Below are 17,411 nucleotides of genomic sequence, written 5' to 3'. Positions count from 1 at the left end.
CCTTCCTGGCCTCGATGTCGTGCTTCACCCTCAAGTCGACACGCATAAAAAGCCTCCCATTTCTCATGTCCAAGAAATGGGAGGCAGTTCAGTGCGCAGCGGGGGTTCTTTCATGTCCGAGGACGCGCTGGGAAGTCACCCCATGCGGCCAGCGGACAACTATGTGACCTTGGACTAGAACATGCCCAAGAAACCGTGCACAAACAGCGCGGCCAGAGCGGCACCGATAAACGGAGCGATGCCAGGAACGAGCAGGCCGTACTTCCAGTTGTTGTTAGCCTTGTTCTTAATCGGCAGCACCTGATAGGCCATGCGAGGACCAAGGTCGCGTGCCTGGTTCATGGCGAAGCCGGTGATGCCACCCATGCCCATGCCAACGGCCCAAACGATCAGGCCGACGCAGATAGCGAGCATCAGAACGTTCTCGCCGGCGCGGCTAGCGGCAGCAAGGATGGCGCTGATGAACACAAAGGTGCAGATAGCCTCACAGAAGAAGTTGCGGGCATAGTTCGTGCCCTCGGTGGTGGGGTTGGTCGAGAAGATGTTGCGCTGGGCAATGGGGTCGACGACGCCCTCGGAAGCCTTGAACTCATCGGTATACATAAACCAAGCGATTACGGCGCCCACAAAGCCGCCGAGCATATCGGCAATCATGAAGGGGATGCAGCTGCTCCACGGCACCAGACCGACGATGCACTGGGCAAGCACCATAGCCGGGTTCATGCACACGGCGCCGCCAAAGACAAACAGGCAGACCGAGATGCCAAAAGACCAGGTGGTGATGGCAAACATGTGGCCGGAGCCCTGATACTTGGTGCCCTTAAGCACGGTATCGCAGTGTACGCCCACGCCAAAGATGATCATGAGGGCCGTTGCGCCGAATTCGCAGAGGAGTTTGGTAAGCATAAAACCTTATCTTTCTTGTCGGTTACAAACGATTCGTTTAGGCCGCGCGCTAGTGCTGAGCGACGACAACGCCCAGGCCATCGGGAATGACGGCTACCTTGGCATCGGCACCCTTCATTTCAAAGGCGAGCTTGAGCGCCTCCTCGAGGGTGTTGACCGGCGTCATATGCATATCCTTGAGCATCTGGTGATCGCACAGGTCGGTGACCATGATCACAGGGTGATGCGCCAGGATGCGGGCAAAGATCTGGCTCGTCCACTGGTCGGGCAGGGTCTCGTCCTTAGGACGGTCGATGCAGGCGCGCTCAAACTCTGCCGGATCGTTGTCAGCGATGTTGTGATAGAAGCCCTCGCCACCGTGACCATCGGCGCAACCGGCGACATCGATGATCACGCCGCCCTCGGGAAGTGTGGCCTCGGCAGCGCACATGCCCTTCACGGCCTGATAGACGTTCTGATCGAGCGGATAGCCACCGTTGGTGGTGATGGCAATCTCGCACTCGACGGGCTCAACGCCGGCAAGACTCTTCACGAACTCGCAGCCGGCCTCGTGCGCCTTGTGAATGTCGCCGGCAAAGGAGCCGATGACCTCGTGCTTGCCGTTGAGCACCACGTTGAGCACAAAGGCAAGGTGAGCCATCTCGGCAGCGGCAAACATGTCCTCGCTCACGTGGTTGTGGCACAGGTTGCCGGCGCGCGAATGGGAATCGTTCACAAACTGGCCGTTGTGGTTGTACATGATGGTCTTGTAGCTGGCGATGCCGGGCAGCACGGACTTGCGGCTGCCAGAAAAACCGGCAAAGAAGTGCGGCTCAATAAAGCCCTCGGCAAGCAGTAGATCGCAATCGGCGGCAATCTTGTTGATGATGCACTCGCCACCAGAAGGCAGGGTGCCAATCTTTTCCATCATGCTGTCGTCGGTCGCGACGTGCATGACAATTTCCTCGTTGGCAACGATCTCCTCGCCATACTTGTTGACGAGTTCCTCGTGCGTCGACGGACGATGCATACCCGTAGCAACCAGAATGCGAACGCGCGCCTCAGGCGCAGCAGAGTGGATGTGATGCAGCAGAATAGGCATCGTCACACGCGAGGGAACGGGGCGCGTATGGTCGGAGCTAATGATTACAATATCCTTCTTGCCAGCGCAAAGCTCCTCGAGCGAAGGCGATCCATAAGGGTTGGCAAGCGACTCCTCTACCAGCTCTTCCTGCGATTTTGCAGTCTTAAACTCGTTTTGGTGACCTTCCATCACACCCGCGAAGTTCTTATCCTCGAGCTCTAGATGCAATGTCTTGTGGTCAAACGGCAGTTCACATTCAAACAATGACGAGCGCCCTCTTCCTTTCAACTGACACACTAGATAAACCGTTGGAAGGATACGCTGCTCACCGAAAAACGCTACCGTCCACCGAGTCGTTAACACAACGTTCATATTTGACCCACAATAAAACAGCCGCGATCCCAAACGGGACCGCGGCCTCCTGTCAAAGAAGCTATAGGCAGGGTGGCTTACGCAGCGCCGAGGCAAACATCAATCCTGTGGCATGCGCGTGTAAGCTATCTTGCATAAATAGGTCAATATACTGCATAGAAATACGCATTGGGTTTCGAACCGCAACATGGTAGCCCCCTCCGGAGCGTGCATTTTTGCGAGTATTCAGCATCGCAAGATAAGATTTTGGTGTCAAAAGTCTTTCAAAAGGTAGATCGTCCTCATGACTCGTCCCATCTGGATAACATGCGGCGTGAAACCAGCCATATATGAGCATCGCCAAGGCCCAATTGTCTTGCAAAATCATCAACAAAGGCAGCGAGGGCCGGCTATGGCCTTATGCATCGATCTTTGGCTGCTGAAAACTCCGTTTTTTGCACGTCGCCCCAGGCACCACCCTCACCCAGCGGCCTTCCGCCGAAGCTGGACATCGCAGGGCCCGCCATCAGTTTACTTTTAGGCACACTCCGCAGGACGCAAGAAGCCCTCGCCGCACTCCACGCTATGCGCGAAGCGCGCCATTCTTCTCCTCAGCTTTAATTCCAGAGGACCGAGGACGAAGGGGCCCGACGGGCTTCCCTCTGAATGCATTCCGCAGCACGAAGCCCTTTCCAAACGCGCGAAGCGCGCCATTATTCCCCCAGCAGTAATCCGCCGAAGACCGGACATCGCAGGGCCCGCCATCAGTTTACTTTTAGGCACACTCCGCGGACGCAAGAAGCCCTCGCCGCACTCCACGCTAAGCGCGAAGCGCGCCATTCTTCTCCTCAGCTTTAATTCCAGAAGACCGAGGACGAAGGGGCCCTACGGGTTTCCCTCTGAATGCATTCCGCAGCACGAAGCCCCCTTATCCGCAGCTCCAAAGGAGCAGGATAAGGGGGCTTCAAGTGCGAGGACGCATTCAGAGGGAAACCCGTCGGGCCCCGGTGAGAGCCACAGGGCTATCGATTACCCCGTGTTCTGCAGACCTGCCGAGACGCCGGTCACAGTCGAAAGAATCAGGCTCATGTACTCGGCCTTCTTCTCCTCGGCCATCTCGTCCTGGTTCATACGCACCTCGCGAAGGGCGCGGACCTGGGCGATGGACAGGGCGTCGACGTAGGGGTTACGCACGCGAACGGCACAGCCAAGCACGCGACGACGCTGCAGCGGCCACTCGTCACCGACGATGGCAAGGACCCACTTACGGGTGAGCTGCATCTCGGTAAAGACCTTCTTGGACAGATCATCGCGGTCGCCCAGATGCAGATACATCTTGGCAATGCGCTGATCGGTCTTAGCAATCGACATCTCGATGTTATCGATAAAGGTGCGGAAGAACGGCCACTCCTGGTAGGCAGCCTTGAGCTGGTCAAGATCGCCCAGCTGCTCGCAGGCGGTGCCCAGGCCGTACCAAGCGGCCAGGTTAATGCGTGCCTGGCTCCAGCTGAAAATCCACGGAATGGTACGCAGGTCGTCGAGCGACTTGGCACCCAAGCCGCGCTTGGCGGGACGCGAGCCAATCGGCAGCAGACCGACCTCGGTTAGCGGCGTCACAGTCGAGAACCACGGTGCAAAGTCCTCGGTGTTCAGCAGGTCCAGATAGCGCTCGTGGCTTGCGGCGTTGAGTTTCTCGGCCATATCCCAGAACTTCTGCGTGGTCTCGGTGTTGGTCTTCTCGACGCTCGGGGCCGACTGCAAAAGCGTTGCGGCGGCAACGGACTCAACATGGCGCTGAGCCAGCGTGCGGTTGCCGTAACGGGCAAAGATGACCTCACCCTGCTCGGTGAGCTTAAAGAAGCAGTTGACCGAACCCTTGGGCTGCGCCAGTACGGCCTTGTTGGCCGGGCCGCCACCACGGCCCACGGCGCCGCCGCGACCGTGCATGAGCACCAGGTCGATATCGTTCTTCTCGGCCCACTTGGCGATGCGCTCCTGCGCGGAGTGCAGCGCAAGCATGGCCGTGGTAGGACCGGCATCCTTGGAGGAGTCGGAGTAACCCAGCATAACCTCCATGCGGCGGTTGGTCTGGGCAAGACGCTTCTGCACCACGGGCAGCGTAAGCATCTGGTCGAGCACGTCGACGCAGCCCTCGAGGTCCTCGAGCTGCTCGAACAGCGGGATCACGTCGAGCTCGGGAACGTCCTCCTCGTGTGCGAAGGACAGGTGGGCCAGCTCAAAGACGTCGGCCACATGCTGGGCACTCTTGGTAAACGAGATGATGTAGCGGTGTGCCATCTTCTTGCCGTAGCGCTTTTGGATGGAGCCGATAGCGCGGAAGGTGTCGATGACCTCGCGCGTCATGGGCTGCAGGTCGCCATGGATACCGTTTTCGTGGATATCCTTGAGGGCGCGGGCATGCACCACGGAGTGTTGACGGAACTCCATCTCGACCATATGGAAGCCGAAGGACTCGACCTGCCAGATGATGGTCTGCACCGGGCCGTAGGCGGCACGGACGGCACCGCAGGCAGCCAGCGAACGCTGGACGACGCGCAGGTCATCCAGGAACTCGTCGGCGCTGTGATACATGGTGTCGGTGATACGGCGTACGGTGGCGTTCAGACGGTCGGCCATGACGAGCATGACGGCGCGATGCGGCTCGTGCTCGGAGATAAGCTCGGCGCGGGCCGTGTAATGGGCACTCATCTCGACCTGATGGTTCCACAGGTTGATGAGCTCGGCAGACGGCTTGCTGTAGGTGGCCTCGAGCGTGAGGTTGCGGCCGATGCGGCGGCACTTGTCCTCGAGCTTGAGCACCATGTGGGTGAAGTACTTGGCGGCGACCTCACGGCTCACCTTGGCGGTAACGTTGGGGTTACCGTCGCGGTCGGAACCGATCCAGCTGCCGGGATGGAAGAACGCCGGGCACAGCGGCGGCACGGTACCGGCCTTGTCACCCAGCACCCAGTCGTCAAAGCGACGATAGATGACGGGGATGACGTCGAACAGCGTGTTATCGAAGATGTCGATGATGGTATCGGCTTCCTCGACCGGCGTGGGCTTCTTGAGCGCGATGGGGCTCGTACGCACCAGGGCGTCGATCTCCTGCAGCATATGGCGCTCGTTCTCCACCAGGTCGGAGCCGCCCAGACGCGGACGCTCCTCCAGCAGGTTAGAGATACGGCGAATCTTGCCCTCGACGGCCTTGCGACGGGCCTCGGTGGGATGCGCGGTAAAGACGGGATGGAACTCAAGCTTGCCGAGCAGCTCGTTGGCGCCCTCGACACCCATCTCATCCACCAGCTGGTGATAGGCGACGGTGAGTTCGTTGGCGGGATCGACCTCGGTATCGGTCGATGCGCCGGCCTCACGCTCGCGCAGCTGCTTCACACGGTAGTTCTCCTCCGACAGGTTTGCCAGATGGAAGAAGCTCGTAAAGGCGCGGACGATAACCTGCTGCTTATCGAGCGGCAGGCTGTCGATCAAATCGACGACCTCGCGAAACGCCACAGCAGTGGGCTCGTCGGCGGTGGGCACGCCCTGCTCGTCGACGGCCTCGTCGGCGGCACGGCTACCGGGGTTGCCGGCATTGGCCACGATCTCGGCCGACAGAATCTTGTCGAACAGGTCCGCGATCTCGGGATCATACTCGCTAAGCACACGGCGCTCCAGGCGCAGGAACAGCGCAAGGTTGTCGCGCAGCTCCTCGGGAATCTCAATCTCGGCGAGACGCTCCCTGGACTCGGCATTCGAGCCGATTCGGTTAACGAGGCGGTTGACCACGGCAGCGACGCGCGCCGCGGCTTCGGGTACAGACTGGTTGCTTAGGTTCTCAGCCACGTTTCCTCCCATTCCTCCTTCTATGCACGTAACATGCGGTATTCATTATAGGCACTTGAGAAATACTTTCGACACTGATTGCGCTTTACCACACAAAAGTATTTTCTGCATTGCAAGGCTTTTTGCCCCAAATGGTCGTATTTCTCGGTGGGCGGCATATGCAAACGGGGACATTCCGCATAAATGCGAAACACCCCCGTAACAATCGTTCGCCGCGAGCGGGACGAGTTAGCGGACCCGCAGCTCAAAATGATGCCCTACAGGCGCTCTCGAACCGCCTCGACCACGTTGGCCAGATCGACCAGTACCTCGTCATGGCTCTGCATGTCGCGCACCTTGACCTTGCCGGCGGCAAGCTCGTCGCCGCCCAAGACCAAAATGAGCTTGGCGCCCACCTTGTCGGCCTGCTTAAACTGAGCCTTGAGCGAACGACCCTGATAGTCTGCCTCGGTCACGATGCCTGCGGCGCGAAGCTTCTGCGTAATGGCAAAAACGTTCTGACGCAGTTCCTTGCCGGCGTTGGCAACGTAGACACACGGAGCCTCATCGGCACCCAGGTCGCTGCCAAAGGCCTGCAGGGCCAGCAGGGCGCGCTCAAAACCGACGGCGAAGCCGACACCGGCCGTGGGCTTGCCGCCCTCGAGCTCGACCAGGCCGTCGTAGCGGCCGCCGCCACCGATGGAGCCGACGCCGGCGCCAGGGGCCTCGACCTCAAAGACGGTACGGGTGTAGTAGTCCAGGCCGCGCACCAGGGTGGGATCCTCGACATACTCGATGCCGGCGGCATCCAGATAGCGCTTGACCTGCTCGTAATGCTCGCGGCACTCGTCGCACAGGTTGTCGCCCATCAGCGGGGCCTCGGCCATGATCTCGCGGCAATGGTCGTTCTTGCAGTCGAAGGCGCGCAGCGGGTTGAGCTCGGCGCGCTCGCGGCACTCATCGCACATCTCGTCGGCGTGATCGAGAATGAACTGCTTGACCTGCTCGCGATAGGCCGGACGGCACTGGGCATCACCCATCGAGTTAATGAGCAGACGGAGCTTGGAAAGATCGAAGCCCAGACGCTTGTAGAACTCCATGAGCATAATGATGCACTCGGCGTCCGCAGCCGGATCGGGAGCACCGAGCCACTCGATGCCCACCTGATGGAACTGACGCAGGCGGCCCTTCTGGGGGCGCTCGCCGCGGAACATGGCCTCGGCATAGTAGGCCTTAAACGGCGTGGAGCCCTGGGGCACCAGGTTGTTCTCCACGACGGCGCGCACCACGCCGGCAGTGCCCTCGGGACGAAGCGCCAAGCGCTGTTTGGGCTTGAGCTTGGCATCGGTGCCCTCGGTAAAGACACGCTCCAGGTTGGCGCCGCTAAACACGCGGAACATCTCCTTGCGCACGACATCGGTCGACTGGCCGATGCCGTGGACAAACACGTCCACCTGCTCGATCGCGGGCGTCTCGATGGGCTTAAAGCCAAACGGCTCGAACACGCCGGCAGCAATCCGCTGCATCTTTTGCCAGGCGCGCATCTCGGCGCCGATAAGGTCGCGGGTTCCCTCCGCCTTCTGTGCCTGCATGGGCAAACACCTTTCTTTTAGTATCGCGTCATAGGTAGTGGTCATTATACGGCACAAAAACAAAACGCGGCGACGCGTCTGACCGAACGAGGGTATGGGGGCTCGTTCGGCCAGACGTGCCGCCGCTGCAGCCGATCCGCTTTCCTCCGCCCCCCTTCGAATCACACGATCTGTTGGGGACAGAGGAAAACGGATCATTTTGTATGCCCGTGGCCGCCTTGGAAACCGAATGATGGTACGAGCATCCATTCGGCTTCCAAGGCGGCCACGGACAGAACACGGGGCGAACAGAAAAGAGCGACGGACGTCTACTCCCCCGCCACGCTCGCACGCAGCTTAGCGGCGATGGGCTCGGATGCCAGCAGGAATACGAGCATGACCACAGAACACACCAGGCACACGATCCAGGTGCTCGCAAAGGAGCCCGTGGCATCGAACAGCACGCCCGAGACAATGGCACCCACGGTGCCGCCGACCATCTCGAGCGAGGTAATGGTGCCCGTGACCTTGCCCAGATCGGCCATGCCAAACTGCTTGGACGCGGCGATAGTGGGCGTGATGGTGCCCATGCACGTTCCGACACCAAAGCTCACGGCAGCCACGATGGGACCAAGATCGGTCGCGGGGAAGCACAGGGCGACGCAGGCGATAATGCACGCAACGGATCCCAACACGTTGCCAAAACGTAGGCCAAAGCGATCGTAAATGACGCCGAGCGAAATCTTGGCGATAACGACGGTGACCATATAGGCCGAAAGCACAGTGCCCGCCCACACGGGGTCGTGACCGCCCGTGACGATCTTGGCGCCGTTGACGGTAACGCTCGTCATGTTGGTGACCTGGTTGGGCAAGATGGCACCGTTAACGAGGCCCATAAAGAGAAAGGCGACGACAAGCAGCCAAAACGCCGGGCTCTTCTTGATGCGAGACCAACCGACGTTAACCTCGGGAGCCGTGTGCTCGTCCTTGTCGCCAGCTGTCGAGACGGACGGATCGCCCGGGTTCTCGCCGAGCGGCTTAAGGCCTATCTCAGAAGGCTTGGTGCGGAAGGAATAGGCCGTGATGGGCAGCGCCGCCACCATGCAGATAGCCGCGAGCACCAGGAAGGCGGAACGCCAGCCAACGCTCACGATAAGCGAGCTCACGGTGGGAGACAGAACAGCGCCTCCAAAGCCCGAGCCCGAAAGTGCTATGGAGATCGCAAGACCTCGCTTGGCCGTAAACCAGTTGGCGGTCACAAGGCTAATGAGCAGGCGGGTCGAGGCGACGGCAAAGCAGCCCGAGACGGCAAAGAGCACGTAGACCTGCCACAGCTCACCGACAAAGCTCATCCCGGCAAGAACGGCAGAGGTGGCGATAACGGTAAGGGAACCCAAGATGCGACCGCTCACTTTGTCGGCAACATGGCCAATGACAAGCGAGCCGACAACGCTCACCACGGTTGAGATGGCGTTGGAGATGTTGTACTGAGCAAGGGAAATGCCCAAGTCGCTCACGATAAGCGGCTGAAACAGGCTCATGCAGTTAACGAAAATCGTGTAACACGTGGCCATGATGACAAAGCCGGAGGCCACGACGAGCCAACCGGGGAAGAATTTATGCTGCTGGGACATGGATTACTCCTTGTGGTCGGCGATATAGCCCAGGGCGACCGCCGCATAAGCCGCGGCGCCGAGCGGCAACTCGGCATCGCTAAAGCGTGCCTTGGGATGGTGCTGGGCAAAGTGCTCGTCCGTATCGGTCACAGCCGCACCGAACGTAAAGTACGCGCTCGGTATCTCGCTCGAGATAAGCGCAAAGTCCTCGCTCGCCATGGCATGGAACAGAGGCAGGAAGGCGGCCTTGGGCAACGTCGCACCCACATAGCCAAGCGAAGCCTGGGTCATATCGTCATCGAGCACGAGCGGGGGAACATCCGAGAGCGTCTCGATAGTCGCCGGCGTACGATAAGTCATGGCAACGCCTTTGACCACCTCCGCGATGCGGGTCTTGAGGTGCTCCATGAGCTCAACGTCAAAGCCGCGCAATGTTCCCTCGAGCACGCAGGTGTCGGGAATCACATTGGCCGCTTGGCCACCGGCAAACTTACCCACGGTGAGCGCGACCTCCTTGGCCGCCGGCACCTCGCGAGCGATAAGCTCCTGGAGCGCCAGGTGCACATGCACGCCTGCCGTGATGGGGTCGATGCAGATCTCGGGACTCGAACCGTGGCCGCCCTTGCCCTGCAGCGTGATGCGGAAACCGTACACACCCGAAAGCGCCGGGCTGCCGTAGAGCACCAGACCAAGCGGCGACTGGCTGTTAACATGCATGGCAAAAGCCGCCTGAGGACGCGGGTTCTCGAGCAAGCCGTCGGCGATGGCAGCACGTGCCCCCTCAAAGGTCTCCTCGCCCGGCTGGAACAACAGCTTGACGGTGGCATTGGCGTCGACAAGCGCGGCCTCGCGAGCCTTGAGCAGGCGCGCCGCACCAAGCAGCGCCGTCGCGTGCATATCGTGACCGCAAGCATGCATGCAGCCATTGGTAGATGCAAAGGGCTCGCCGGATTCCTCGACAACGGGCAGGGCATCCATGTCGCCGCGCAGCATAACGACCGTACCGGCCTGTTCGTCCGTGCAGACGCCATTGCCCTGGGCCGCGGCGGCACCGGCACCGACAAGGCCCACAACGCAGGAACCATCGACGAGCGTGGAAAATGGGATGTCCATCTCGTTCAGGCGCGCTTGGATATACGCAGAGGTCTGTGGGAGGTCGTTACCGAGTTCGGGCATCCGATGCAGATCGTGACGCCATGCGGCAAGCTCATCGGCAAAAGCCTGAGCCTCTTTGACCAGACCGTCGCCAATGGCGGCTTGCGCCGCCGCTGAGGTCTGAAGCGCTGGTTGTGGTTGGAAATCGGACAGAGCTGGTGCCATAGATGCCCTCCAGTAAGGTTTTAGCAGCAAGCACTTTCATACTCTAAAGTGCAAGGCATAACTTTAAAGGCGACGCATAAAAAACGCCGCCCCAGAGGGACGGCGCAACAGATTGTTTACAAACGCGCTCGCGGCTTTTTACGCAAAAAGTCAAAGTGTGTCTCGCTCAAGATAATCGACAGGAAGATGAGCGCAAAGCCGGCAAGCAAACGCGAGGTGAGCACCTCCCCCATCAGCAGCACCGAGAACAGCACGCCCGATGGCGACTCCATCGAAAGCAGTAGTGAGCCCGTCGAGGCCGGGACATGCGCCAAGCCCACGTTTTGGATGAGCAAACCCACGCATGTGCAGCCTACCGAGAGAAATGCCATCACGCCAATAAAGCTCGGCGTCCACACGGATAAAGGCGCCTGGGTCTCGAACGGCAGCGAAGAGATCAGGCACAGCACACCGTTGCCCGCAAACATCCAAAACGTGATGACGTTGATGTCCATCTTGCGACCGTACTTAGCGGCCACCGCCATCTGGATGGCAAAGAAGACCGCGCCGCCCAGCGTAATAACATCGCCGGCATTGAACTCGACGCTATCAAGCGCCACCAAGCCAATGCCCGCCAGGCACAGCAACGCGGCGCCCAAGTTGTAACGGGTAAGTTTTTCGCCGCTTAGGACATAGCTCGCAAACGGAACCAAGATGCAGTACGTGCCCGTCAAAAACGCGCTTTTGCCTGCCGTGGTCTGCGCCAGGCCAATCGTCTGCAAACCGTAGGCACCCCACATGAGCGCGCCCATGCCAAGTCCAACAATCAGATTTCGAGCGTTGAAATGGGCAACAATGCGCTTGTGGAAGACGGCAAGCATGACCAGCGACGCCGGAAGAAAGCGAATGTAGAGCAGCTCGAACACCGGAATGGTATCGAGCGCGTCCTTCATGGTGGTAAAGGAATAGCCCCAGATGACCGCTATCGAAAGCAGCAAGACCTTCCAGAACAGCGGCGAGCGCGCACCGGCACCGCGAGAGGCACCGCCGGCACCCAGGTCTTCGCGGGCTACAGGGCTATCGGGCATATTTTCGATTTCAATAACGGCATGATGGGCCATAGGGCATCCTCGCGCTCGGTCTGGGCGTGGTGTCCGCACGCGCGCGACCGCATGCCGCCTCATGGTCAAATAAAAACGAGACGCGCCGGACCCCCGGCACGCCCCGCAACTGTAGCAACAATCAAGCAGCCCACGCAATTCAGCCCACTAAAGCGTTTTGTTCCGCCGTTCTACCGAACGGCGGACCGGCCGACGCTGCGCGAGCCGCATTCACGCCAATCTGACGTTCAATTTCAAGGGCGCGACCAGAAGGTCAGCGCCCTTTCATTTCACGTCACCTTGGCGCAAATGCGGCTCGCTCGCTGGCATTAGTGCTACATCAGCGTTAACGTTGCCGCACTAAATTAGCTTTGTCGACTCCAGCTTTTCGATAATCCAGTCGTTGGCTTTGATGACCGGACGACGGAAGACCACACCCAGGGCCAGCGACGGAATCAGATAGCTCGCCAGAATACCCAGCTCAACCCAGTACTCCATATGGTAGGCGCCAGCCATGGCGGCATGCATGGCATTGATGCCATGGGTAAACGGCAGGAACGGGTAGATCGCCTGGAACACAGGACCGGTCATCTCGATGGGGAACGTACCGCCCGAACCGCCGACCTGCATGACCAACAGCACGACGGCGAGGGCCTTACCGATATCTCCAAACGATACCGTAAGCGTGTAGACGATATTGGAGAACACGAGGCTCGCGACCCAGCCGGCAAGCACAAACTGCAGGGGGTTGTCGCACTGAATGCCAAAGAACAGAATATCGCCCGCGCACACGAGCGTTGCCTGCAGCAAGGCCAGACCGCCAAAGAACAGATAACGGCCCAGGTAGATCTCGTGCAGGCGCACGGGGATGAGCTCGTTGATAAGCTCATCGTCAACCGAGACCTTCATCATGGCTGCCAGCACAATCGAACCCACCCACAGCGACAGAATCGTATAGAACGGCGCCATGGCCGAACCGTAGTTGCGAATCGGGTAGACCGGCTTGCGGTCGAGCGCGACGGGACCGGAAAGCGACGCGGCGAGGCCCTCGGGGTCGTTGCCGATCATCGTCTTGATCGTGGCTAGATCATCAGACATAAGGGCACCGTCGAGCTCGTCCTTAAACGCGCCGATCTTGTCCGACGCCTCGCCCAGCTGATCGGAAGCCATGTTGACCAGCTTTGCAGCCTTGGAGAGGCCCTTTGACAGCGAACCGGATGCGTCGGTCAGGCCGTCTACGGCGCTGTCCAGATCGCCCGAGATGCCATCGAGCGAATCCAAAACGCCTGAAATAGTCTTCTTGAGTTCTTTGGCCTTGACCGAAAACGTAGAGTCATAGTCAATCTTGGCGCCCGAGATGCCAGCCTTGGCATCCGCTATTGCCTGGTCGACCGCATCACGCGACTTGTTAACCTCTACCATACTGTTCGTGAGCGACGTCGCGATATTCGACAGCTCATTGGCATTGTTGCGGTACTCCTTCTCGGTTTTGTCAAGCTCAGCAGCCGCGTCCTCAAGCCCTGCCTTGAGCTTATCGTTACTCACCTGGTCAGCAAGACTGCGGAGCTCATTCGCCGTGTCAGCAATCTTGTCGGCACGATTTTTGAGTGACGTTGCGCCACCGTTGAGCTGAGACACCGTAAGATTGACATGCTGGTTTGCAGCGTAGAATGCCTCTGCGAGCTTGGTAGAAACGTTATCGAACGAACCCGCGCTCCCATCAATAGCGGCATCGATCGCATCGCTGGCGGACTTGAGCGCTTGCTCGGAATCGGCAATACCGCTCTCGGCATGCTGCATGAGCTGCTTCACCGACTCCTCGGTCGATCCGGACTGCTTGAGCATACCGCTCGCCGACGTCAGCGAATCGGACGTGGAGCTCAAAATGCCCGCAAGCGACGTTGCGCTGGCCTGAACGCCCTGCAGGTCCTGGACCGAATCGCCCAGCGTCGAGGACAGGTTGGCGATAAAGTTGCTCACCTGGTCGGTGCTCATGTAATCGAGCAGGCTGGACACCGTCTTAAGGCCGATGGTCGTGATGGTCTTGGTAAAGGTCTCATTGACTTGGCTCTGGACGGCGCTCGAGCCCTTCTCGGTCACAATCTGGGCAATGGCGTTGGCCTTCTGGTTCTCGTAAAACTCGATATCGGCGCGCTTCACCTCAGTCGAGAAAAGCGTCATCATGTCGGCGCTAAACGTTTTAGGGATAACGACGGCAGCGTAGTACGCGCCCGACTTAACGCCCTCGATCGCCTTATCGCGGTCGTTGAGGACAACCCAGTCGAAGTTCTCGTTGCCGCGCAGGGTGGCGGTTACGTTTTCGCCCACGTTAACCTCGACGGGAATCAGATCGCTCTCGTAGCCCTCGTCGGTGTTGACCACGGCAATCTTAAGATTGCCGGTGTTGCCGTACGGATCCCAGCTGCCGGCGATGTTAAACCACGCATACAGGCACGGCACGATAATGAGACCCATCACGACAATCAAGCCGATCACGGAGCGAGACACGTTTTGGACATCGCGCTTAAACAGATGCAGGATGTTCTTCATTTATGCCTCACCTCCTTTAGAGTGCTTGCCGAGCGGGGTGGTGTCCCCGTCGTTTCCGTTTACGTTGTCAACGCCGTCGGCATCTTGAGCCTTACGATGCGCACCGATATGCGGCAGACGGCTCGTGGGCTGTTCGCTGTCCTTGGTGCCCCGCTCGCTGGCGTTGAGACCAAACATGCGACGGGCGGCGGGGATGGCAGCCGTGTGCTCGCGCATCTCGCGGCGCAGGTCCTCGTCCGAAAGCGCCGAGATACGCATCTGGGTATTGAGGCTCGCGCGGATGTACTCGATGTTGATGAGCCAGCCACAGATGGCGATAACCGAAATGATCCAGATAACGAGCAGGATGATCTTGCCGTTATTGTCGATATCGAGCACCGTCGAAAGCACAAAGAGCAGGACCTGCACGCCTACCACGGCGGCAAAACCGCCCTTGATGTAGTACGGGTAGCGATGTTCAAAGGCGACCGCATGATCGAGCAGTTCGCGACGGTACGAATCAGAATCGAGCATGACACGCATGGCCGTGCGCAGCGAGTAGCGCTGGCGCGGCAGGTCGTTGGACTCGCAAATCATGAGGCCCGTCGTGGAAAGCTGTTTATCAAAGAGCAGGTTAAGGTTGAGCAGCAACGGGCGCAGCTGCAGACCGATAAAGAGCGCCACGATCAAGAACACGCCCAGGATGCACAGGTTGAACAGGTAGTTGAACGCATACATGCCGCCGACGGTCTCGCGCAGCAGGTTGATGCCATAGGTGAAGGGCAGCAGTGGATGCAGCCACTGGAAGAAGCCGGGCATCATCTCGATGGGATACATGCCCGACGAGCCGGGGATCTGCACAATGACGAGAATGACGCCAATGGCTTTACCGATATGCTTAAAGGTGGTGGACAGCGCATAGATGATGTTGACGTAAGTGAACGAGATAGCGATGCCGCCCAGCACAAAGAGCAGCGGATTGACGCACTGAACGCCAATGACCAGATCGCCCACCGTAACGATGATGGCCTGGAGCGCGCCCAGGATCACCAGGAGCAGCCAGCGACCAAAGTAGCCCTGACGCGCGGTAAAGCTGCCGATGCCTTCACGGTCAACCTCGAGCTTGTAGATGGCGATGAGCACATAGCCGCCCACCCACAGTGCCAGATTGGTGTAGAAGGGCGCGATGCCCGAGCCAAAGCTCTTGACCGGGAAAATTGACTTGGAAGTCAGCTCTACGGGAGATGCCATAAAGTCTGCCACGTCATTGACGTCGACACCCATCAGATCAGCCAGCTCGCCCATGGACTCGGAGGTCTGCAGCGCCGCAATGTCGTTGGCGGCGGTTGCGAGCTTGTCCTGGACCTTGGCAAGCGAGGCATCGGTCTGGGACAGCGTGGTCTTGGCCTGACCGAGCGTAGCGTTGAGTTGCGAAAGTGTACCGCGCGCGCTTGCAATAGTAGGCGTGAGGCCAGACACGATTCCCGTCAGATCACCCGAGACGGCGGCAAATGAATCAAGCGCGCTCGAGGCCTTCGGCAGCGCGTTCTGCCCCAGATCCGTCTGAGCCTGATTCATGTTGGTCGTACCGGTTTTGATCGCTTTATCGATAGCATCGCTGGCGAACGAAACCGCCGTAGCGTCATCGTCAATATATTCTAACTGATCGGAGAGATTATTCTTGACGGCCGAAAGGCTCTCATTTTGCCCTCGAAGCATATCAACCGCAGACGCGATCAGCTTATTAACTTCTTCCGAGCCCGTCGGCGCACTGTCAGCCAGCCCCTGCAGATGGTCGATAAGAATATTGTTATGGTCGATCGTCGCCTGAAGCGATTTGAGCGAGTTATCGATTCGAGTGGTTGTGGACTTCAAGGCACCCGTCATCTTTCCGACTGCGGTGTACGCGGAAGCCGACGTCTTGCTCAACGCGGCGCTGCCATCCGAGAGCGCCTTGGAAAGCGAGGTGATGGACTTGCCAGCCGTGGTGCGAGCTTCGCCCAGCAGATCATTACCCTGAGCGATTGCCTGCGTTAGCGAAGGCGCCTGTCCCTGCAGGCCCGCCAACGCAGCATCGGCCGAAGCAATCGAGCTGCTTGTCTTGTCGATGGCGGTGTTCATGTCGCCAATGGAATCGCGTACTTCGCCCAAGGTATCGGATGCTTCGGACACCGAACTTGCCAGCGAATCCTGGGTCTGGGTTGCCTTGTCCTTTAAATCGACTCCGGCATCCTTGGCGATACCGGCAACAGTCTCGCCCGCCGTGGAGACAAATTCCGAGTTGATCTGCTCCTCGATGGTGCTTGCACCGGTATCGGTGACCTTGGGCGCAATGGCGCTCTTCTTCTCATTGACGTAGTACGTAAGCTTGGGCTGATGGTAGTTGCCGTCGAGCATCGAAACCAAGTTATCCGAGAAGTTCTTGGGGATTACGATGGCCGCATAGTACTCACCGCTCTCAACGCCCTCTTTGGCATCGGCCGCCGAATCGACGAAGGTCCAGCCCAGCCGATCGTTCTCCTTGAGCTGATCGACGACCTTATCGCCCGCGTTGAGCTCGCCCACCAAGTCGTTTTGGGTGCCCTGATCGTTGTTGGCGATGGCAATCTTGATACCCTGGGTGTTTCCGTACGGATCCCAGTTGGCCACGATGTTGTACCAGGCATACAGCGAGGGAATAACGCACACGCCGATGGTAACCACCAAGGCGACGGGGTTCACGATCAATCGCTTGATGTCGCGTTTAAAGATTGCAAAGGAAACCTTTGCATCGGATAGTTTGCTGCCGAGACTCACGCTTGGACCATCCATCCTGTCGTTGAATCGAATCGTACTATCGACAACCATTGTACGAAGGCGCTTTAGCGTCTCAGGGCACAATGGTATTGAGTTTTGCGGGTAGCAATATACTACGAAGATGAGTTAACGTACAGTTGTACAGTATCTTAAATTCCCGCAGCTCCCAAAACCACAACCCGCACAAAATAGCAATCCAACTAGTCATTGGGGACGTTCTTTAGTCATTAGGAACGTTCTTAAACGACCAGTCAAACAAGAACGTCCCCAACGACTAGTTTGGACCACGGTAACGTCGATGTTTTGTCAATGCCAGCGAGCGGGCACCAGAGCGAACAAATTGGCATGAAAAGAGGAC

9 protein-coding genes are annotated in these 17,411 nt (G+C 58.9%); all 9 read right to left on the bottom strand.

From position 1 onward, the window contains the following. Positions 1-174 precede the first annotated feature (174 nt). Positions 175-906 (bottom strand): D/L-lactic acid transporter LarD, encoded by a 732-nt coding sequence (gene larD, locus ACTNDJ_RS08635; RefSeq protein ID WP_441083555.1) that lies wholly within the window; start codon positions 904-906, stop codon positions 175-177. A 49-nt stretch (positions 907-955) separates the two neighbouring features. Beyond that, positions 956-2,233 carry a nickel-dependent lactate racemase gene (gene larA, locus ACTNDJ_RS08630; protein ID WP_427748316.1) on the bottom strand — a complete coding sequence of 426 codons (1,278 nt, stop codon included), beginning with the start codon at positions 2,231-2,233 and terminating at the stop codon, positions 956-958. Between the two features lie 1,116 nt (positions 2,234-3,349). After that, complete coding sequence (locus tag ACTNDJ_RS08625; protein ID WP_370450652.1) at positions 3,350-6,163, bottom strand: phosphoenolpyruvate carboxylase; 2,814 nt, start codon at positions 6,161-6,163, stop codon at positions 3,350-3,352. Positions 6,164-6,420: 257 nt separating this feature from the next. Beyond that, a complete protein-coding gene (gene hisS / locus ACTNDJ_RS08620) occupies positions 6,421-7,734 on the bottom strand; it encodes a histidine--tRNA ligase (protein ID WP_427729192.1) in 1,314 nt (437 codons plus the stop codon). A gap of 308 nt (positions 7,735-8,042) precedes the next feature. Then, complete coding sequence (locus ACTNDJ_RS08615) at positions 8,043-9,347, bottom strand: MFS transporter (RefSeq protein ID WP_154517689.1); 1,305 nt, start codon at positions 9,345-9,347, stop codon at positions 8,043-8,045. Positions 9,348-9,350: 3 nt separating this feature from the next. Continuing rightward, on the bottom strand, positions 9,351-10,649 hold the full coding sequence (locus tag ACTNDJ_RS08610; RefSeq protein WP_441083554.1) for a M20 family metallopeptidase: 1,299 nt from the start codon (positions 10,647-10,649) through the stop codon (positions 9,351-9,353). A gap of 116 nt (positions 10,650-10,765) precedes the next feature. Beyond that, positions 10,766-11,749: a DMT family transporter gene (locus ACTNDJ_RS08605; protein ID WP_441083553.1), complete on the bottom strand. Its 984-nt coding sequence runs from the start codon at positions 11,747-11,749 to the stop codon at positions 10,766-10,768. Positions 11,750-12,088: 339 nt separating this feature from the next. Continuing rightward, the gene (locus ACTNDJ_RS08600; RefSeq protein ID WP_441083552.1) at positions 12,089-14,278 is read right to left on the bottom strand and encodes a YhgE/Pip family protein; all 2,190 of its coding nucleotides are present in this window, start codon (positions 14,276-14,278) and stop codon (positions 12,089-12,091) included. Next, positions 14,279-17,053 carry a YhgE/Pip family protein gene (locus ACTNDJ_RS08595; RefSeq protein WP_441083551.1) on the bottom strand — a complete coding sequence of 925 codons (2,775 nt, stop codon included), beginning with the start codon at positions 17,051-17,053 and terminating at the stop codon, positions 14,279-14,281. Between the last annotated feature and the right edge of the window lie 358 nt (positions 17,054-17,411).

Origin of the sequence: Collinsella sp. HCP3S3_D1, assembly GCF_052064015.1 — a bacterium.
GTDB lineage: Bacteria > Actinomycetota > Coriobacteriia > Coriobacteriales > Coriobacteriaceae > Collinsella.
The sequence above is the reverse complement of the archived record's forward strand: the minus strand, read 5'-3'. Positions and strand labels throughout refer to the sequence as shown.

Excerpts from the sequence above, each read along its gene's own strand:
- larD (WP_441083555.1), bottom strand. The coding sequence starts at position 906 with ATGCTTACCAAACTCCTCTGCGAATTCGGCGCAACGGCCCTCATGATC.
- hisS (WP_427729192.1), bottom strand. The coding sequence starts at position 7,734 with ATGCAGGCACAGAAGGCGGAGGGAACCCGCGACCTTATCGGCGCCGAG.
- ACTNDJ_RS08615 (WP_154517689.1), bottom strand. The coding sequence starts at position 9,347 with ATGTCCCAGCAGCATAAATTCTTCCCCGGTTGGCTCGTCGTGGCCTCC.
- ACTNDJ_RS08610 (WP_441083554.1), bottom strand. The coding sequence starts at position 10,649 with ATGGCACCAGCTCTGTCCGATTTCCAACCACAACCAGCGCTTCAGACC.
- ACTNDJ_RS08605 (WP_441083553.1), bottom strand. The coding sequence starts at position 11,749 with ATGGCCCATCATGCCGTTATTGAAATCGAAAATATGCCCGATAGCCCT.
- ACTNDJ_RS08600 (WP_441083552.1), bottom strand. The coding sequence starts at position 14,278 with ATGAAGAACATCCTGCATCTGTTTAAGCGCGATGTCCAAAACGTGTCT.